The following is a 19,615-nucleotide window of genomic DNA, read 5'->3' as shown; positions in this document are numbered from 1 at the left end:
TTAGGTAAAGATGAAATCGAAATTTTTAATAGTATAACACATTTGGCTAAATAGCGTAACCTATTTCTATTGGCAAATTTCTTTTTCGTACTTTACTGCCCTATGTAAATGAATTAGTATAACAGGTATAGTTTATAATAAAAAAACCTTGCCATGAAATTGTCGGCAAAGTTTTTGCTGCGGAACGCCAAAATGAATTACACACAAAACTACACAGATTTTTGCGCTGCTTCGTGTAATATATTTAGCTGTCTTTCGAGATTTTCGAGTAATGCTTTACCTTCATTCTCACCGATTAAATTTAACCGCACTGCAAAATCGATTTCTCTTGATAGACCAAACATTTGTGTATCTAAAACCTCTTCATATAAAGGACATTGCGGTGTCATTAAGTTCTCAATTTGAACTTCAATTAGTTTTAAAATTTTATCAGCATCAGCCTTAAGAAGGGCATAGGCTTTTTCACGATGGCTTACGGTCACCTCAGATAACAAATATATCCCCTCCACATAGAAAGACTTCCTTCTCTACTATATTATCGTTACAAGCCATAAATTGCAAATAAAAGTTTGCAGAAAGTGTGCGGAAAATCACTACATTATCTCAGATGAAATTTTTATCTGTGTCTGCTATTCTTGGTAGGGATATATACTATAAAGGTGGTAATAGCAATGATCATACCAATAACAGGAAATGTTAACTATCCAATTACACTTGATCCAACTGTTTGGATTTTTGACGATCGAAAAATTTTGCTTGAAGAGGCGTTTTCGAAAAGAGCGGAAACTACGGTAAAAGAAGATGAGGTGGAAAAGGCTTCAAAACGCTGGGACCGTGCAGTATTCCAGTCAAGTAAACCACCAGTCAACCCTAATATCTCCCGCAAAGAAGGAGAAAAAATATTAACCAATTCCTATGTTATGCCAATCAGGGATTTTATTGACAATGCTGAATGGGATGCCAATGCAGAAAAAGCAGTACTAGTTACCAGCAGCGATGAAATAACCATCTCACTTGATCTACTAAGAAAATGTTTATTACTGTTTGCCATTGATGGGAAAATAATAAAAGAAGATGGACCTGTTTACATTTTTTACCCAGACGGTTCGAATATGGATAATCCGATTAAAGGCCTTCAGAAAATAATCATAAAGTGACCTGAACTTAATAAGGACCATAAAGTTGGATTTAGCTGATTGCCCGATTAAGGTAATCAGCTTTTTTGTATAATTTAAATCCTCAGGTTAAAAATAAACCAACAACTTCATTTTGAAGGAGGACAGTACATGAGATCTCGATTTTATAAATTTCTTATCGCGAGTTTCATCCTCTTGGCCGGGTGTCAGCAGCAAGGAGATGAAACTTCCCTGCCACGTGAGCAGGAAGGCGGAAATCAACCTATTCAGGTGGAAGATTCGAATCCAGCAAAAAGAAAAAATGTAACAAATGAAGATATGGCAAATCATTTAGCTAATGTTGCCAGAGATGTTCCAAATGTAAATGATGCTGCTGCTGTTGTTGCGGGTCCATATGCAGTAGTCGGGATTGATGTTGATAAGGATTTGGACCGTTCTCGTGTTGGTACCATCAAATATTCTGTTCTTGAAGCGTTGAAGCATGATCCATATGGTAAAACTGCGGTAGTTGTTGCTGATGCGGACATAACAGAACGATTACGCCACATGAGTAATAAAATAAGTCAAGGGCATCCCGTACAAGGGGTCGTTGATGAATTATCCGGAATTGTTAGCAGGTATATGCCGGACTTCCCAATAAATGATGACCAGCCGGAAGAACCGGATCAAAATAAAGAAGTTATCCCGAAAAAAGATGAAGACAAATTGGATAATATCCAAGAAGATCAGTCTAATCCGGGAAAAGGTAATCAATAAGCTCGGGAAGACACTGGCCGCTGGAGCTGAACCTGTCCAATGAGAAAATGAAAAGGTGTTTCCAAATTGGAAACACCTTTTCATATCTGGAATTAAACTTAACCAGATTTATTTCTGTTGTTCCTCTTCCTTTGCTTCATTATAATACTGTACGCCAAATTGGGAACCTTCTGAAACCATTTTTGCATTCTCAAATTGAGCCAGATCTTGATTGTCCGTTTGGTCAGGGATCCCTGCATCGTCAAGCGCGGAATCCTTACCCTCATTTTTAAACATCCCTGATACCGATTTGGCCTTTTCCATTAGCTTTTCTCGTTTGTCTTTGTCCTTCAGCAAAAATCCTGCTGTACCGATGCCAGCGGCTCCTAATGCCGAAACAATGTAACGTTTTTTCATCGAATCGCCCTTTCGTCCTCTTTTACTTCTTTATATTCCCCAATATTTTTCTGTCAAACCTCAGATAATATACTACTTTCATAGACATTTGTCCTGTGTTATAGTTAAATAAAGCAAAACTTGCTATTAGAGGATGTTCAAAAAGTCCGGTAAAAATGACGCATCGAATTTCTTCGTTGGCTTGCTTTTCCGCTCCTCATGTACCTTTTTATGTACACTCCGGTGCCGGGAGCTACCCCGCCTCGAACTTCTCGGTCCTTTTTATCCTCCTTTTTGAACACGCACTATTAGTAGCATTACTGGCCATTATAGATGGGTGTATACAGCCTGGTTTGAGGTGATAGGATGCAGGTCAAATGTGTTATCTGCGACAATATAGAGGGTATAGATGATTATTCTTTGCAGGCAAAACGTTTACGAAACCGGAGAATTCATATGTATTTATGCAAAACTTGCTATGAGCGGATAGATGAAAAAACGAAAGCAAGACATAAATCCGGAAACTTCCGTCTGTACAGAGAAAAGAAACGAAAAAATGATCTTATTTAATAAAGAACTCCTTTGTAATTAGGAGTTCTTTATTGAATTTTACCTATTCATTATTAGCGCGTGCTTTACGTTGCTGATGTAAGCGGAATCGATAAACCCCCATCACCACCGAAATAATAATTAAGCTTTCAGTCATTGGCATTTTAAAAATACTGAATATCGTTATAATATATGTACCAATTGCAAGCATTATATACACAAATAAAGATTTGAGAATGGGCAGCTTCCGGGCAAAACCGAGTTTAAATGCAATTGCGCCAAAGATCAGATTAAGCACATACAAAGTCAGAAAAATATGATCAGTTCCATAGTTATCTTCAATTAAATTAAAAATAAAACTATCCATTCTATAGCCCCCAATAAGTGCGTGTTCGAAAAAACTCTTTTACTATCATACTAAATCTTTCTAGCACATGCTAGTGCAAACATGTGAAAGAAATCCAACAAAGTCATTGCTTTGAAAAACCTTGAAGGATGATTTATACTGGACTATGTAACGTACAGTAAACGATTATAGAGGATGTTCAAAAAGTCCGGTGAAAATGACACTTCGGGATAGGGGATCTTCGACTAAGTACCGACACGTCCTGTGTCGAACGTCGAAGTCACCACATCCTGTGGGAGCTCGTTGGCTTGTTTCTCCGCTGCTCATGTATCAGGAATAAGGATCTTCTGCTAAAAACCGCCCACGTCCTGTGGGCAACGCAGAAGTCAGCACTTCCTGTGCAAGCCCGCTGCTCGAAACTACGCCGCCTCGAACTTCTCGGTCCTTTTCATCCTCCTTTTTGAACACACTCTTATAGTAATAAAGATAGGCTTTTTTGGCAGATAAGAAACCACCATGGCTCCGCATTCGCGCAGCCACCATCTATGATGAAAAAGAATTTCTAATCTAAATGGGAGGATTATCTCATTGATTTATGGCAATACAGTTAATGACAATACGACCAGGTCGAAAATACTTTGGTGGATCCTTAAAGGGGATACCCTGTGTAAGAAACGGGCTGTGGCAGTACGGAAGCACCATCTATTGTGCCTCGAGCACGTATACAAAAGTTTTACAAGAAAATTACTGTCATTTGTATTGTTAATTTAATGATGAGGTGAGTCTCCTATGGAAGCAATGATTGAAAGATGTGCGGGTCTAGACGTGCATCAAGAAACAGTAGTCGCTTGTGTCTTATTCGGTCCATTGGATAAAAAGCCAAAAAAGTCCATTGAAACTTTTCGAACTACAACGAAAGGCTTATTAGAACTAAACGATTGGCTGACATCCATGCAGGTAACGGACGTTGTGATGGAAAGTACCGGTGTTTACTGGAAGCCGGTGTGGAATGTTCTAGAAAGTAATTTTCAACTAGTGCTTGCCAATGCCAAACATGTAAAAAACGTCCCGGGCAGGAAAACAGATTTCAAAGATGCCGAATGGCTTGCCCAATTATTACGGTGTGGGCTTATTGAAGGCAGTTTTGTACCGCCAGAGGATATTCGTGATTTGCGGGATCTAACACGGTATCGAAAAAAGTTGGTTCATAATCGTACAGCCGAACAAAACCGCATCCACAAAATTCTCCAAGATGCGAATATCAAACTTACTTCTGTGCTATCCAACATTTTTGGCCAATCTGGACGTCAAATTTTAGAAGCCATCATTAATGGTGAAAAAATAGAAGAGAAGGACCTTCAGAAGATGGTGCATTGGCGTGTAAAGGCGAGCCTGTCTGAAATAGCAGAAACCGTCAACGGGCGGATACGTCGTCACCATCGCGATATGTTGCGCTATCATTGGGAACACATGATTTATATAGAACAAGTAATAGAGGAACTGGAAGAACAAATTGACCAATGCTTAACTCCTTATCGCAAAGAGGTTGAATTACTGGATACCATTCCTGGTGTAAACAAGGATGCAGCAGCTGTTTTCGTTGCAGAACTGGGGGTTGATATGTCTGTCTTTAAGAATTCTTCTAAGCGTATGGCATCATGGGTTGGTGTAAGTCCGGGAAATAACGAAAGTGCTGGAAAAAAAAACTCCAGTAAAACAACAAAAGGTAATAAAGCATTAAAAACAATGGCAGTAGAATGTGTACTAGGAACTTCAGGACAAAACAATCGAATAAATGCACACCGAAAACGGATTACCAAGCGACAAGGCAAGAAAAAAGGAACGATAGCTTCAGCTCATTTAATTTTAACCATTGCATTCAATATACTAAAAACAGGAGAACCATATCAAGAACTAGGTGCAAATTATATGAAGAAGGAACAAAAAAATAAGGAATTAAAAATGATTGAATACCTAAAAAGGAAGGGATATAATATTTCACCCTCTGATCAAAAAACGGCTTAAATGGCATCATACAGTTAATAAAAAAATAAATAAAGCCCTCCAAAAAAATGAGTAACGAAAGGGCCTAGTTAGGTGTTGTCTTCTTTGGAAAATTGTTTTCATACAAAAGTATAAACTTTCTTATCCTGCATAAGTGCAACTAAGGCGTTCGCCCAAAGACTTGGCGAATGCCAAGTTTTCTAAAATTTAGGAGTGAAAAAATGAAGAATATTAACCTCCCTATGTTATTGTTGGCCACACTGGTAATTGCCATGTTTCTAGCTGTTGGTGTCGCAATTTCCTATCACAATATCTGGTTCGTTCTCTTGTTTATCCTGCTTGGCTTTGCCACAATGGGATTAGGATTAACTATTAAACGAAAAAGAAGTGGCTCGCAATAATGCAAGTCACTTCTTTCCTTTTTCAATGAAATCTTTGATAACAGGCTTTCGTATAGCTGGATTGCCGGTAAATACGGAATTACGTCCCAGCATGTCAACTGGTTCTCCGGAAATAGTTGTGGTTACCCCGCCAACTTCATTCACGATCACAATTCCTGCCGCCACATCCCACGGAGCAAGACTTAACGTTAAATAGCCGTCCAGGATCCCTTCCGCCACATAAGCAAACTCCAATGCAGCGGATCCATAAGTTCTCGTTCCCCGGACTGTCTTAACCAGATGCTGCATTCTTGTTTCGTCAACTAAGCGGTTTTCACAAAGCCAAAAGTGATTCAAGCTCAATATTGCTTCATGCAGTTGCACATTTTCCCGTAAATGGGCTAACCTGTCATCATTCTTATATGCCCCTTCACCGCGTTTTGCACTATACAGAATATCATCCATCACATTATAAATAAGACCGATTTCCCCAATGCCATCATGATAAATACCAATTGAAATAGCAAAATTACGTTTTTGATGGACAAAATTCATCGTTCCGTCAATTGGATCAACTATCCAGACAGTGTCGACCAAAGACTGGAGATCGTCACCAAAACCCTCTTCACTCAATAATGAATGATCTGGATATGTTTCTTTTATTAACGATGCAAAAAACTGCTCCGTTTCTTTATCCATATGTGTTACGAGATCATTCGGGTTTGATTTTGTCTCCACTGTTAATGGATCATTAATTTTTTCCCTAATTATCGTACCAGCTTGAAGCACCCAGGCTCTTGCCTGATTGTAGATTTCTTCACGTGTTTCCACATTCATATGTACTCCTCCAATGCTCTGATTATTACTATACTATCAAACCCATAACCCATAGTCATTAAAAACGAACATCCCAAGGAACCAAAAAACAGACAAAAATGACCGCTATGTAAAGAATGTAAAACATAGGCGGTCAACTATACCTTACAGCTGTTATTCATTTTCAATCTCAAGTAATTGTTTTCGCAGTTGTTCTAATCGCTCTTTTGTCTTTATGATTTGAACAGTATCATTGGCTTTCAACGCATCGTGAAGTGTAACAAGCTCATAATCGATTTCCATGCGAATGACAGGAAGTTTTTCCTGAGCTTCTTTTCGCCTTAATGCTTCCATTACATACTTCATGTCCCTACATCCTTTCAGATGGCTTTTATTATATATATGATAAAACAGCAATTTCGTTCAACATTTTCCAATTATCTATATTCTTTATTATCAATACCCACTTCCATTCCTTTTTAAACGGTTTAACTTGACTGTATTTCATCTATACTTAATAATTATTATAATCTTAATAAATCCAATGTAGGTTACATAAAGAAAGGATGATGCATCATGACGTTTAACGGCTTTACTGCACAGGACTTTGCTACATTTTCAATTGACGGGTTAGAGGAAAGGATGGAGGCTATTCAAAACCGGATTCAGCCAAAATTCCAGGAAATCGGTAGCGAATTAGTCGATCATTTGCAATCGAAATTAGGGAATGAAATGTTTTTGCATATCGCCAAGCATGCAAGAAGATCCGTCAACCCACCAAAGGATACGTGGCTTGCCATCGCAAATAATAAACGGGGCTATAAAAAACATCCGCATTTCCAGGTCGGATTGTGGGACGATCGCGTTTTCGTATGGCTGGCATATATTTATGAACTACCGAACAAAAACGAAATGGCTGAAGTATTTCTGCAACACCTGGATCAGCTTGAACAAATACTGCCACAAGATTATGACCTCTCGCTGGATCATATGAAGAAGTCCAATGAGCAAATTAAAGATGTAGCCATAAAGGACGTTTTAGACCGCTTTAAAAATGTCAAAAGCTCCGAGTTATTAATCGGAAAACAATTTGAAGCAAGTGATCCAATTTTGACAGACGGCAGTAAATTTTTAAATGAAGTAAAATCTATCTATGATAAGTTGATCCCGATTTATCAAATGTCTCTTGAAAAATGATAAAAGAGCGGCTCATTTAGGAGCTGCTCTTTTTCATTCTGATTAGTCTATCATTTTCTTTCGCCTGCTTAACAACATGATAGCTTGAATAACCGGAAGCTTTTTCGAAATCGGAAAACAGCTTCTTCTCTTCACTTTTCGATGGGACAATCTGCTTGAATCGTTTGTAAGCAAGCATAATGTCATTACTTTTTGCATTTTTTTCGTATGCCCTCTCTATCATCGTAAAAAAATTTACGACATCAACAATTTCTTCTTTCGACCATGTTTCATCAATCGGATAATGATAATTCAAGGTGTTTTCCTCCTGTTGGTTACTTCCATTTATTGCGAATATCCGCTGCTTCTTTTATTAAATCAGTTATCAGTTCACTTACAGCTGGAACTGTATGAATCCTGGCAGCAATTTGTCCTGCCCAGCCAAAACCAGCCGCTGCTTCACCATCATAAATATATCGTTTATTTGCTTGCCCGCTAATGAAATCCTTCATCTCCTCATATGTAGCTTGCTTTTGTTCCATTTCAAGTATACGGTCTGTCCACTCATTTCTTAATGCCCTTGCTGGCGCTCCTAATGTTTGCTTAATCACTGTTGTGGCGTTTTCATCAGCGTCAAGTAATGCTTGCTTGTATGCAGGATGCGCATCAACACATTCCTTTGTCGCAATAAATCGCGTACCCATTTCAATTCCCTCAGCGCCGAGTGCAAGCGCAGCCATCAGCCCCCGGCCATCACCAATTCCACCTGATGCAATAACAGGAATAGAAACGTGATCAACTACTTGTGGGGTCAATACAAGTGTCCCGACATCCCCGCGTCCGAGATGCCCGCCACCTTCCTGACCAACCACCATAACTGCGTCAGCACCTAATTCTTCTGCCTTCTCCGCCTGTCTTCTTGCGGCTACTAACACAAGTTTTTTAATTGGATGTGGATTAACCATGTCGAGTACGCCCTTTGGATTCCCTCCAGTAACTGAAATAACTGGTACTTTTTCGTCTATTGCCATCTGGACCATATGCTCAAATGGCCGTCCATGCTGGCCAATCGCAAAATTTACGCCAAATGGTTTATCTGTTAGCGTTTTTACCCGACGTATTTCTTTCTGTAGTTCATCTGGGCTCCCTAAACTCATGGCTGTAATCTGCCCTAATCCGCCAGCGTTTGATACGGCTGCGGCTAAATCAGCATAAGCAAGATATGCCAAACCGCCCTGAATAATCGGATAATCAATGTGGAGTAATTCTGTTATTTTCGTCGCCCATTTCATAAAAAATCCCCTTAAATGATTATTAATCTTAGCCTATCATGTCCGATTGCTTCTGGCTAATACAACATACTACAGTAATAGGTAAAGGAACATCATAATGCTTTCTTAGAAAACTTGGCATTCGCCAAGCCTTTGGGCGAATGACTTAGTTGCACTTATGCAGGATAAGAAAGTTAATACTTTTGTATGAAAACACTTATCGAGAAAAGCCAATACAAAGCTAGACCCTTCATCATTCAATTTTTTGAAGGGGTTAAATTATCTACGGGCTTTATTTGTGATCTAAAGATAAAATACTATGTCCTTTCTTTGAACAAATTTAGCAATTTTGGTTAGGGTCTCCTTTATATTATAGTTAATGGAGGATGACCACATTACCAATATAACAATACAAATGACAGTAGTATTATTGAAAAACTTTTGTATACGTGTTCTAGTCACAATAGATGGTACTTCTATACTGTCACAACCCGTTTCTTATACAGGGTATCCCCTTTCAGGATCCACCAGAGTATTTTCGGCCTTGTTGTATTGTTATTAAACTGTATTGGCAATAAATGAATGTGATATACCTCCTATCCAGGCTAGAAATTCTTTTTCATCATAGATGGTGGCTGCGCGAATGCGGAGCCATGTTGGTTTCTTATCTGCCAAGCAAAAAGAGCTGTCATTCACCCCTGACAGCTCTTACTATCTGCATTATTATTTTTCGTTACAATTAGGACATGTTCCATAAAGGGTTGTTACTTTTTCATCATCAAAATGTTCAATAACCTGCTGACAGTCCTGACATATGATCGTGCCCATCTGGCCCAGCTCCTTTTCCATAATTGTAATATCTTATTTTCATTATAGTATGTCACAATCAGGATTTCAAGCTGTAATTAGTATAACATATTTATTTTAGGTTATAGGTTATTGGTTTTCTTTACGAATCATTTTATCATTATCTACTCAAGTATCGGACATGATAAATAAACCTCAACCTATGGTATAAATAGAACAGAGGTGATTTTATATCATGCTGCACCTGGATTAAGTAACGGGTTACGTAAGAATCCAGGTAATTTGTTAAAAAAGCGATCCAGAAATTCATTAATTTGTTCATCCGTTAGAAGACATTCTTCCGCAAGCATGGATCCTAATACTTCCAGTATGGTCATTAATGCTTCGGCAAAGCGAAGATCATCAAGCTCATCACAGCACATATAGAACAGCTGTCCAAGAGTTTTGGGATCTTCTTCCTCACGGGCGCTCAATGACAACATCATGTAACGCAGAAAGACAATCGTTGTATGTGCAGTCATGGAATCGTAGCTTTGACATTGAAACTCCTTGGCCAGTCGCAAATGAGATTTGACCACCTTGAAAAAGCACTCAATTTCCCAGCGCTTTCCATAAATTCGGATGGCATCTTCTTCCGTATGGGCGAGGTTGGTTGTTAAAAGTGCAAGCCACTTTTTGGAACGGTTTCGATCACGTACGAAAACAATCCGCGCCTGAATTTCATTGCCATTTTCGTCATCGTGACCAAGTCCAACTACGATGCTTGCAAGAATTTTGGCGCGACCACGCTTTTTGCGAACCTTTTTGTAAAGTTGGTTCAATGTGTAAGACTCTCCTTCATATGTATAGTGAATCTTTGGAGAACGTTTAATCATACAAACAACATGGAGAGGGTAGTTTTTCACGATTTTCGATATGATTGCCGGATAAGCAAACCAGCTATCAAAAAGAACGGTTTTCGCGCCAAGCTTTTTTGGATGAATGGAGTCCAAAAGATTGAACATTGTTTCGGTGCTCTTTTGTGTTGCCTCTTGGCGTCTATGATAACCGACTGTTCGCTTGTCTATTTTCGAGTCCATCTCTCGATAACGAGAGGCAACATTTTTGGAGCTTAAAAGCGAAAAAGCAAGTGGCATAAACGTAGCTCCATCAGACCAACCGAGTGTAAGCATACGGAAGCCTTTGAAATATCTCCCGGTTGTGTGATCTTTAACACGTGCAAGCAATTCAACGACCTTACTCCGATTGCGACTAAATAGAGAATCATCAAAGATCAGCACACGATCCCGGTCCTTGGACGTTAATGGGAGAATGTACTTTATAACGAGGTATGATCCAACACATGCAAGAAACTTACGCCAGTTATACGTAGGGTTTTTCAAAAGGTCGTATACAGTATCCTTTTGAAAATGCTTTGGAATTCGTTCGGATTCGAGTGCCCGGGAAAAGCCCATGCCATGAAGAACGAGTGCAAAAATGAATTGAACAATAATACGAGCAGAAACTCCCTTTTCCTTATGAATATTGGACTGATGCAGGAAAGTTCCAATTTTTGCTTGGGTGAAAAAACGCAGCATACGTGAATTTGATTTTTCATTTTCATTAGAATTTGGTAAAATAGTAGACAAGGAAAACATCCTTTCTTTGGTTGGTGTCGTTACCTATATTTTACCAAAGAATAGGGTGTTTTTTGTATTTTTTTGATTTGTTTTTGATAGTAAACCCTGATTTGATATGGGTTTGAACGGATTTTTTTACTCCGAAACTTGAGTTATCTAGTTTTAATCAACTTCGGATCGACCATTTCATATCCTTTATCACGTAAACCTGTAACGATGTCCTTTAGTGCAGCAGCTGTCCACTCCCGGTCATGCATTAATAAATTAACACCATTTGCTAATAAGTCCGTGTTAAGCATGATATCTGTAAGCGCCTCTTTGGACATGTATTCTTTATTCCAATCATAACCGTACGACCAATTCATCAGGATCATGCCTTGTTCTTCGGCAATCTTCTTTGTATAATCCGTATTTGCTCCATTCGGCGCCCGAAAAAATTCAGGCTTCTCACCGGTAATTTTTTCGACCATGTCGCTAACACGAACAATCTCTGCTCTTTGCTCTTGTTCCGGTAAATCTGGCAAATAAGCATGGCTGTATGTATGGTTGCCGATCATAAACCCCATATCGTGAATTTCCTTTAGCATTTCTTTTTTTTCGGGAGATTCAAGAAAATGACCGTTTACAAAGAAGATTGCACCTGCATCCAGACTCTTTAATGTTTTAGCCATTTCTAATGCATGCTCATCAGGCGCATCGTCAAATGTTAACAACACTACTTTTTCATTCGTATTTTGATCAATGGGAACGATCGAGAAAACATCGGATACTTTATATTTTGGTTCCAGCGTTTCTGCTTTCTTTTTTTCTTCCCCCCTCTTATCGTTCTTATCCTGCTTGTCTTTGTTTTCATTATCTTTCTTTTGCTCGTTGCTTGCTGCTTTTTCATTTGTCTGACTGTCCGCAGCGTTACCATCCTCTGTCTGCTGATTTACTGTCTGGTTACTGCATGCTGCCAACAATACACCCAATATAAATAAAGAAATCAGTATTATTTTTTTCATCGTTTGTCCATCCCTTTGCTGCAAAATTTTCCTCATTATCATTGTATCGAAGCAAATAAGGGCTTGTATATAGTTAAAAAGTAGATATTTTTGGTTTATGCTGAAATGTTATAGGGTATATAATTTAGAATCCACCCACTCGTATTTAAGGAATCATATCCTCTTTTTTGTAAATAGTAAGAGCATAAGAACATCAGATTATTTGAGATGATAACGAGAATATGTTTAAATACATAAATGTGCAAAATTTTTATCAACATTACATAGATTAGAAAGGAATTGTGATAATGAATAAAGTTACACGCGTCTTTTATATTTCTGCAGTTGTTGCTATTCTCTTTATCATATGGGGAATCATCCCCAAAGATGTTTTGCCTAATGGGAACCTTGATCATGTAACGACTATCATTCAAACTTTTTTAGTCGATAAATTTGGCTGGTTTTATTTATTAAGTATGACGGGGTTTGTAGTATTCGCGCTTTATCTCATTTTTTCAAAATATGGAAACATAAAACTTGGTAGACCCGGAGATAAACCCGAATATTCGTATATAACATGGTTTGCCATGCTTTTTAGTGCGGGTATGGGAATCGGTTTAGTGTTCTGGGGAGCCGCTGAACCGATCTCCCACTTTCACGAACCTCCGTACGGCGAACCAGGAACCGCGGAAACCGCAAAAACCGCCATGCAATACAGTTTATTTCATTGGGGACTGCATCCATGGGCTGTATATGCTACACTCGCTCTGGCACTCGCTTATTTTAAATTCCGTAAACAGGCACCAGGGGTTATTAGTGCCGTTTTACAGCCGATTTTCGGTGATAGGGTAAAGGGACCGCTTGGAACAGTAATTGATATTATTGTTGTATTTGCCACTGTGTTTGGGGTTGCGACCTCACTCGGATTTGGCGCAATTCAAATCAGCGGCGGTCTATCTTTTGTTTTTGGCTTTGACCAAACGATAATATTGCAATTTGTCATTATCATATTAGTGACAATCCTTTACTTAATTTCGGCCATGACCGGGCTGAATAAAGGGATTAAATACTTGAGTAATGCCAATATTATTCTGGCAATTGCACTGATGTTGTTTATGCTATTTGCAGGGCCAACGAAGTTTATTATGAATTTATTTACAAATTCTTTTGGTGCATACATTCAAAATCTGCCTGAAATGAGCTTCCGGATGACGCCATTTAATCCGGAAAATGGCTGGGCTAAACAATGGACATTTTTTTATTGGGCATGGTGGATTGCTTGGGCACCATTCGTAGGAACATTTATTGCGCGTGTTTCAAGAGGGAGAACCATACGGGAATTCGTATCAGGTGTGTTACTTGTGCCGACTATTTTCGGTGCATTATGGTTTTCCGTACTGGGAGGATCCGCACTTAATTTTGAGTTTTTCAAAGGTGTAAATATCTCTCATTTTATTAACGATATTGGTGAAGAAGTTGCGTTATTTGCTGTATTGGATCATTTCCCGCTAGGAACCTTTATATCCGCCATTGCCATTTTGTTAATATGTACCTTTTTTATTACATCTGCCGATTCAGCAACCTTTGTATTAGGTATGCAAACAACTGGAGGAAGTTTGTATCCGCCAAATGTCGTGAAGCTTGTCTGGGGGCTGATTCAATCCGGAGCGGCTGCAATTTTGTTATGGCAGGGCGGTTTACAGGCGTTACAGACGGCATCCATCATTGTCGCCTTTCCATTTGCCATCATTATGATATTGGTGGTATTCTCCCTAATAAAATCGTTTAAAGAAGAAGCAAGGCAATATGAATTGAAACGTAAAAAGACGTAAAAGTTTAAGCCGTACTATCCAATATGATGGTACGGCTTTTTACAGGTTATATTTTTTTGATATGACTGATCTAACAGGAACCGAATAATTATGTACTATGAACACCATTAAACATTAGAAAACTTGGCATTCGCCAAGCCTTTGGGCGAATGCCTTAGTTGCACTTATGCAGGATAAGAAAGTTTATACTTTTGTATGAAAACACTTATCGAGAAAAGCCAATACAAAGCTAGACCCTTCATCATTCAATTTTTTGAAGGGGTTAAATTATCTACGGGCTTTATTTGTGATCTAAAGATAAAATACTATGTCCTTTCTTTGAACAAATTTAGCAATTTTGGTTAGGGTCTCCTTTATATTATAGTTAATGGAGGATGACCACATTACCAATATAACAATACAAATGACAGTAGTATTATTGAAAAACTTTTGTATACGTGTTCTAGTCACAATAGATGGTACTTCTATACTGTCACAACCCGTTTCTTATACAGGGTACCCCCTTTCAGGATCCACCAGAGTATTTTCGGCCTTGTTGTATTGTTATTAAACTGTATTGGCAATAAATGAATGTGATATACCTCCTATCCAGGCTAGAAATTCTTTTTCATCATAGATGGTGGCTGCGCGAATGCGGAGCCATGTTGGTTTCTTATCTGCCAAAAAGAGAGCTGTATTTAAAACAGCTCCCTTTTCCCTATTCAAATTTACATTGTATGAATTGGCATTCCTAATGCTTTTTCTGCTGCTTCCATGGTGATTTCACCTAAGCTTGGATGTGCATGAACAGTAAGCGCAATATCCTCTGCTGTCATTCCTGCCTCGATCGCCAAGCCAATTTCGGCAATCATGTCACTAGCGTTTGGTCCAGCAATTTGTGCTCCAATTACAAGTCCATCTTCTTCCCTTGTAATCAGTTTTAGGAATCCATCACTATCATTAAGCGACAATGCACGGCCATTAGCCGCAAATGGGAATTTTGCTGCTTTTGCTTTATAGCCCGCTTCTTTGGCTGCTTTTTCCGTCAACCCAACAGTTGCCAATTCCGGATCCGAGAATACGACTGCCGGCATACCAATGTAATCAATTTCTGCCTTTTCACCACTGATCGCTTCCGCTGCAACCTTTCCTTCATAGGATGCTTTGTGAGCAAGCGGCATTCCTGGAACGATGTCGCCGATCGCATAAATGTTCGGTACATTTGTACGGCATTGTTTATCAATCTTAATAAGTCCTTTGTCATCAACTTCAATGCCAAGCTGCTCCAGACCAATTTCTTGCGTGTTTGGACGACGGCCAACGGTAACTAGTACGTAATCCGCTTCAATTGTTTCTTCCTTGCCTTTAGCTTCATATGTTACTTTAACACCGTCTTTTGACTCTTCTACCCCTTTAGCCATTGCTTCTGTAATAATGGTCACGGGTTTCTTTTTAAGGCGTTTTTTAACGACCTGGGTCATTTGTTTTTCGAACCCGCCAAGAATGTCTTTAGCACCTTCCAAGACCGTTACTTCTGTACCGAAGTTTGCATAGGCTGAACCTAATTCTGTTCCGATATAACCGCCGCCAATGACGACCATTTTTTTCGGAATCTCCTTAAGGTTCAATGCCCCGGTTGAATCAAGTACACGATCGGAAAACTTAAAGCTAGGAATTTCGATTGGAGCAGAACCAGTAGCAATAATACAATTATTAAATTTGTATGTTTGTGATTGCTTTTCATCCATGATTTTTGCCGTGTTCTGATCAACAAAATAAACCTCGCCTTTCACGATGTCCACTTTATTTCCCTTCAACAATCCTTCTACACCGGAAGTGAGTTTGTTTACTACTTTTCCTTTCCATTCCTGTACCTTGGAAAAATCGACTGAAACATTCTCTGTTTTAATCCCCAATTCTTCATTGCCATGTGCTTTTTCGGTTAAATGACCTGCTTGAATTAATGCTTTAGACGGGATACATCCAACATTTAAGCAAACGCCGCCCAAATTACCTTTATCAGCAATTGTTACCTTTTGACCGAGTTGAGCAGCCCGGATGGCAGCTACATAGCCACCAGGTCCGGCTCCAACTACCAATGTGTCAACCTCTACCGGAAAATCTCCTACTACCATCGTTTTACGCCTCCATCATGATTAATTGTGGATCATGCAGTAATCGTTTAATTTGATTTAGTGCCAATTGTGCGGTTGCACCATCAACGATACGATGATCAAAGCTTAATGATAACGCCAGTACTGGTGCAACAACGACCTCTCCATCACGTACTACGGCTTGTTCAGCGATACGGCCAATTCCTAATATTGCTGCTTCCGGATAGTTTAATACTGGTGTGAACCACTGACCACCCGCAGAACCAATATTTGTAATTGTACTTGATGCACCTTTCATTTCATCCGGTGCTAGTTTACCACTTCTAGCTTTGTCTGCCAATTCATTAATCTCCTGTGATATAGCAAAAATAGATTTTCGATCAGCATCTTTTACAACCGGTACGAGCAGACCTTTTTCAGTATCAGCAGCAATACCTATATTGTAATAATGTTTGTAAATGATTTCATCCGTATCATCGTCGACAGATGCATTCAATATTGGATAGTTTTTCAATGCCGATACAAGCGCTTTTGCAACATATGGCAAGTAGGTTAATTTAATATCCTGCTCAGCGGCAACGGCTTTAAATTTCTTGCGGTGTGCTACTAGTTCGGTAACGTCAATATCGTCCATTAATGTAACATGAGGAGCTTTTGTTTTCGAATTAACCATTGCCTTAGCGATTGATTTGCGGATTCCACTCATTTTTTCACGTGTTTCCGGATATTCAGCTTTTGGTGCTGCAGTTTCTTTTGGTGCTTGAGTTTTGCTCTCTTGTTTATCTGTTTGTTCTTCTCCCGTATCAGCTTGTTGCTGATCACCGCTTAAGTAATGGTCAACATCATCTTTTAGCACCCGTCCATTTTTACCTGAACCTGTTACTTTTTGAATGTTCACCTCATGATCACGTGCGTATTTTCGAACAGATGGCATCGCGATAACTCGTTTAGTATCTGCTGTATCGTCTTCTTGTGCTTTATTCTTTTCTTGTTTCTTCTCTTCCTTCGCCGGTTCAGCTTTTTCCTCATGTTTTGCTTCTTCCTGATTATCATTGTTGTCGGAACTGCTTTCTTCATCCTCATAGCCTTCCGCGTCAAACGTAATAATCGTATCTCCTACAACGGCAACCTCGCCTTCACCAACATGAACCTTTTTTACTGTTCCATCTACCGGAGACGGAATTTCGACAACAGCCTTATCGTTTTGTACTTCACAAAGTACGTCATCTTCTTTTACTTCGTCACCATCTTTCACGAACCATTTGGCAATTTCGCCTTCATGGATCCCTTCACCAATGTCAGGCAATTTAAATTCATATGCCATTTGTTACGACCTCCCATCCATTAATTAAAAATTGATTACCTCGTTAACTTTCTCTACGATGTCTTTATGATTTGGCAGCCATACTTCCTCAGCCTGTGAAAATGAATAAACAGTGTCTGGTGCTGTCACACGCAAAATCGGTGCTTCCAAATGCAGAATTGCCCGTTCTTGAATTTCCGAAATAACATGTGCAGCAACACCCGCTTGACGTTGTGCTTCCTGAACGAACACAACACGATTTGTTTTTTGTACCGATTCCAGTATTGTATCGATATCGATAGGTGAAACGGTGCGCAGATCAATAACCTCTGCCTCAACATTGTTTTTTTCCAGATCTTCTGCAGCTTTAAGTGCGGAATGAACCATTGCACCATAGGAAATAATCGTAACATCCTTGCCTTCCCGTTTTACATCTGCCTTACCTAGTTCAATTGTATATTCTTCTTCAGGTACTTCATCACGGAATGATCGGTAAAGTTTCATATGCTCTAAAAACATTACCGGGTCATTGTCACGAATAGCGGAAATTAATAACCCTTTAGCATCTTTTGGTGTAGACGGAATGACAACTTTAATACCCGGTTGTTGGGCAATTAGCCCTTCAAGTGAATCCGCATGCAATTCCGGTGTGTGCACGCCACCGCCAAATGGGGAACGAATTGTAATTGGCGCATGACGGGTATCTCCCGAGCGATAACGAATCCGTGCCATTTGCCCGTTAATCGAATCCATTGCCTCATATACGAAGCCGAAGAATTGAATTTCCGGCACAGGGCGGAACCCTTGTAAAGCCAGACCAATAGAAAGGCCGCCAATTGCCGATTCTGCGAGTGGTGTATCAAATACACGATCTTCGCCAAATTCCTTTTGCAATCCTTCTGTAGCACGGAACACGCCACCATTTTGACCGACATCTTCACCAAATACCAGTACATTTTCGTCATTTTTCAGTTCTGTACGCAGTGCGTCGGTGATTGCTTGAATCATAGTCATTTGTGCCATGATTTACTTCGACTCCTTCTCTTTATATTCTTCCATTTGTTCCTCAAGATTCATTGGAAGTTCTTCAAACATATGGGAAATAAGCTCTGTTACTTTTTGTTTTGGATAGCCATCCGCTTTTTTAATTGCCTGTTTAATATCATCTTTCGCCTCTTCAATGACTTTATTTTCCTCTTCTTCAGACCATAAGTTTTTGCCTTCCAAAAATTTGCGGAAGCGTACGAGCGGATCTTTCTTTTCCCACTCATTATCGAGCTCCTCCGTACGATAACGCGTCGGGTCATCACCTGCTGTCGTGTGTGGTCCATAACGGTAGGTCAGCGTCTCAATCAATGTTGGCCCCTCGCCATTTATTGCTCGTTCACGGGCATTTTTTGTTGCTGCATATACAGCAAGCACGTCCATGCCATCAACTTGAATACCTTCAATACCTGCAGCTACCGCTTTTTGTGCAAGTGTTTTTGCCTTTGTTTGTTTTTCCACTGGTACAGAAATTGCGAAATAGTTATTTTGTACTACGAAAATTGCCGGAGCACCAAATGCACCTGCAAAGTTGATTCCTTCGTAAAAATCTCCCTGTGATGTGCCACCGTCACCTGTATACGTTATCGCAACTGATTTCTTGCCGCGTTTTTTCATGCCAAGTGCAACACCTGCCGTCTGGGTATACTGAGCACCAATAATAATTTGTGGGCTTAAGGCATTGACCCCTTCTGGCATTTGGTTTCCATGGAAATGTCCCTTGGAGAATAAGAATGCCTGGTAAAGTGGGAGTCCATGCCAAATTAGCTGTGGTACGTCGCGATATCCAGGCAGTACAAAGTCTTCTGTTTCCAAAGCGAAGTGACTTCCCAGCTGTGATGCTTCTTGTCCTGCTGTTGGCGCATAGAAACCTAAGCGTCCTTGACGATTCAATGCCATTGAACGCTGATCCAAAATGCGGGTATAAACCATTCTGCGCATTAGTTCTTTTAAATTATCATCCGAAAGATCAGGCATTGCATCTTTATTTACAACTTTCCCATTTTCATCAAGAATCTGGAACATTTCGAACTGACTTTCAACACTTTCAAGTACGTGTTTCAAAATAGTTCACCTCTTCCTTTCTATTTCCGTTTAATATTTTCCTTTCTAGCCTTCCCAAAA

General features: G+C 39.5%; 22 protein-coding genes. 7 read left to right on the top strand and 15 right to left on the bottom strand.

Translation table 11 applies throughout. The features are described from left to right. Positions 1 to 209: 209 nt before the first annotated feature. Positions 210 to 494: a YlaN family protein gene (locus CZ382_RS04635; RefSeq protein ID WP_088050047.1), complete on the bottom strand. Its 285-nt coding sequence runs from the start codon at positions 492 to 494 to the stop codon at positions 210 to 212. 177 nt (positions 495 to 671) lie between these two features. Here CZ382_RS04635 and CZ382_RS04630 point away from each other — a divergent pair, with 177 nt between their 5' ends. Both CZ382_RS04630 and CZ382_RS04625 read left to right on the top strand, forming a co-directional pair. Then, positions 672 to 1,157: a hypothetical protein gene (locus tag CZ382_RS04630; protein ID WP_088050046.1), complete on the top strand. Its 486-nt coding sequence runs from the start codon at positions 672 to 674 to the stop codon at positions 1,155 to 1,157. Between the two features lie 129 nt (positions 1,158 to 1,286). Next, on the top strand, positions 1,287 to 1,892 hold the full coding sequence (locus tag CZ382_RS04625) for a YhcN/YlaJ family sporulation lipoprotein (protein ID WP_088050045.1): 606 nt from the start codon (positions 1,287 to 1,289) through the stop codon (positions 1,890 to 1,892). A gap of 108 nt (positions 1,893 to 2,000) precedes the next feature. Here the strand turns inward: CZ382_RS04625 and CZ382_RS04620 are convergent, their stop codons facing one another. Further along, the gene (locus tag CZ382_RS04620; protein WP_088050044.1) at positions 2,001 to 2,288 is read right to left on the bottom strand and encodes a hypothetical protein; all 288 of its coding nucleotides are present in this window, start codon (positions 2,286 to 2,288) and stop codon (positions 2,001 to 2,003) included. Positions 2,289 to 2,633: 345 nt separating this feature from the next. Here CZ382_RS04620 and CZ382_RS04615 point away from each other — a divergent pair, with 345 nt between their 5' ends. Then, on the top strand, positions 2,634 to 2,837 hold the full coding sequence (locus tag CZ382_RS04615; protein ID WP_088050043.1) for a YlaI family protein: 204 nt from the start codon (positions 2,634 to 2,636) through the stop codon (positions 2,835 to 2,837). Between the two features lie 43 nt (positions 2,838 to 2,880). On the opposite strand, the gene CZ382_RS04610 is transcribed toward CZ382_RS04615, so the two are convergent. Together CZ382_RS04610 and CZ382_RS04605 are read right to left on the bottom strand one after the other, a co-directional pair. Then, positions 2,881 to 3,183: a YlaH-like family protein gene (locus tag CZ382_RS04610; protein ID WP_088050042.1), complete on the bottom strand. Its 303-nt coding sequence runs from the start codon at positions 3,181 to 3,183 to the stop codon at positions 2,881 to 2,883. A 309-nt stretch (positions 3,184 to 3,492) separates the two neighbouring features. Then, entirely contained in the window at positions 3,493 to 3,690 is a 198-nt protein-coding gene (locus CZ382_RS04605) for a hypothetical protein (protein WP_088050041.1), read from the bottom strand. A gap of 261 nt (positions 3,691 to 3,951) precedes the next feature. On the opposite strand from CZ382_RS04605, the gene CZ382_RS04600 reads away from it, so the two are divergent. Then, on the top strand, positions 3,952 to 5,187 hold the full coding sequence (locus tag CZ382_RS04600) for an IS110 family RNA-guided transposase (protein WP_088050040.1): 1,236 nt from the start codon (positions 3,952 to 3,954) through the stop codon (positions 5,185 to 5,187). Positions 5,188 to 5,387: 200 nt separating this feature from the next. Beyond that, the gene (locus CZ382_RS04595; RefSeq protein ID WP_088050039.1) at positions 5,388 to 5,567 is read left to right on the top strand and encodes a DUF5325 family protein; all 180 of its coding nucleotides are present in this window, start codon (positions 5,388 to 5,390) and stop codon (positions 5,565 to 5,567) included. A gap of 6 nt (positions 5,568 to 5,573) precedes the next feature. Here the strand turns inward: CZ382_RS04595 and CZ382_RS04590 are convergent, their stop codons facing one another. Together CZ382_RS04590 and CZ382_RS04585 are read right to left on the bottom strand one after the other, a co-directional pair. Then, positions 5,574 to 6,383, bottom strand: coding sequence for an inositol monophosphatase family protein (locus tag CZ382_RS04590; protein WP_088050038.1), 810 nt, complete (start codon positions 6,381 to 6,383; stop codon positions 5,574 to 5,576). A gap of 153 nt (positions 6,384 to 6,536) precedes the next feature. After that, a complete protein-coding gene (locus CZ382_RS04585; protein ID WP_088050037.1) occupies positions 6,537 to 6,728 on the bottom strand; it encodes a hypothetical protein in 192 nt (63 codons plus the stop codon). Between the two features lie 210 nt (positions 6,729 to 6,938). On the opposite strand from CZ382_RS04585, the gene CZ382_RS04580 reads away from it, so the two are divergent. After that, positions 6,939 to 7,559, top strand: a complete 621-nt coding sequence (locus CZ382_RS04580) for a DUF1054 domain-containing protein (protein WP_088050036.1) — start codon at positions 6,939 to 6,941, stop codon at positions 7,557 to 7,559. A 16-nt stretch (positions 7,560 to 7,575) separates the two neighbouring features. On the opposite strand, the gene CZ382_RS04575 is transcribed toward CZ382_RS04580, so the two are convergent. The 5 genes from CZ382_RS04575 to CZ382_RS04555 all read right to left on the bottom strand — a co-directional run bounded on the left by CZ382_RS04575 (position 7,576) and on the right by CZ382_RS04555 (position 12,239). After that, on the bottom strand, positions 7,576 to 7,854 hold the full coding sequence (locus CZ382_RS04575; RefSeq protein WP_088050035.1) for a UPF0223 family protein: 279 nt from the start codon (positions 7,852 to 7,854) through the stop codon (positions 7,576 to 7,578). 19 nt (positions 7,855 to 7,873) lie between these two features. Then, entirely contained in the window at positions 7,874 to 8,830 is a 957-nt protein-coding gene (locus tag CZ382_RS04570; protein ID WP_088050034.1) for an NAD(P)H-dependent flavin oxidoreductase, read from the bottom strand. A gap of 702 nt (positions 8,831 to 9,532) precedes the next feature. Beyond that, entirely contained in the window at positions 9,533 to 9,637 is a 105-nt protein-coding gene (locus CZ382_RS04565; protein WP_088050033.1) for a GapA-binding peptide SR1P, read from the bottom strand. A gap of 212 nt (positions 9,638 to 9,849) precedes the next feature. Further along, positions 9,850 to 11,253, bottom strand: coding sequence for an IS4 family transposase (locus CZ382_RS04560; RefSeq protein ID WP_230856030.1), 1,404 nt, complete (start codon positions 11,251 to 11,253; stop codon positions 9,850 to 9,852). A gap of 134 nt (positions 11,254 to 11,387) precedes the next feature. Further along, the gene (locus CZ382_RS04555) at positions 11,388 to 12,239 is read right to left on the bottom strand and encodes a polysaccharide deacetylase family protein (RefSeq protein WP_088050976.1); all 852 of its coding nucleotides are present in this window, start codon (positions 12,237 to 12,239) and stop codon (positions 11,388 to 11,390) included. 287 nt (positions 12,240 to 12,526) lie between these two features. On the opposite strand from CZ382_RS04555, the gene CZ382_RS04550 reads away from it, so the two are divergent. Then, on the top strand, positions 12,527 to 14,050 hold the full coding sequence (locus CZ382_RS04550; RefSeq protein WP_088050031.1) for a glycine betaine uptake BCCT transporter: 1,524 nt from the start codon (positions 12,527 to 12,529) through the stop codon (positions 14,048 to 14,050). Positions 14,051 to 14,757: 707 nt separating this feature from the next. Here the strand turns inward: CZ382_RS04550 and lpdA are convergent. Genes lpdA through pdhA form a run of 4 tightly spaced genes read right to left on the bottom strand, consistent with a single transcriptional unit; the run spans position 14,758 to position 19,516 of the window. Then, positions 14,758 to 16,164 carry a dihydrolipoyl dehydrogenase gene (gene lpdA, locus CZ382_RS04545; protein ID WP_088050030.1) on the bottom strand — a complete coding sequence of 469 codons (1,407 nt, stop codon included), beginning with the start codon at positions 16,162 to 16,164 and terminating at the stop codon, positions 14,758 to 14,760. A gap of 4 nt (positions 16,165 to 16,168) precedes the next feature. Further along, entirely contained in the window at positions 16,169 to 17,467 is a 1,299-nt protein-coding gene (locus CZ382_RS04540; RefSeq protein ID WP_088050029.1) for a dihydrolipoamide acetyltransferase family protein, read from the bottom strand. Positions 17,468 to 17,491: 24 nt separating this feature from the next. Beyond that, positions 17,492 to 18,469 (bottom strand): alpha-ketoacid dehydrogenase subunit beta, encoded by a 978-nt coding sequence (locus tag CZ382_RS04535; RefSeq protein WP_088050028.1) that lies wholly within the window; start codon positions 18,467 to 18,469, stop codon positions 17,492 to 17,494. Positions 18,470 to 18,472: 3 nt separating this feature from the next. Further along, a complete protein-coding gene (gene pdhA, locus CZ382_RS04530) occupies positions 18,473 to 19,516 on the bottom strand; it encodes a pyruvate dehydrogenase (acetyl-transferring) E1 component subunit alpha (protein WP_200809517.1) in 1,044 nt (347 codons plus the stop codon). Positions 19,517 to 19,615: the final 99 nt, after the last annotated feature.

The organism is Virgibacillus dakarensis, from assembly GCF_900155625.1.
GTDB lineage: Bacteria > Bacillota > Bacilli > Bacillales > Amphibacillaceae > Lentibacillus_C > Lentibacillus_C populi.
This window is presented reverse-complemented; position numbering and strand designations above follow the sequence as displayed.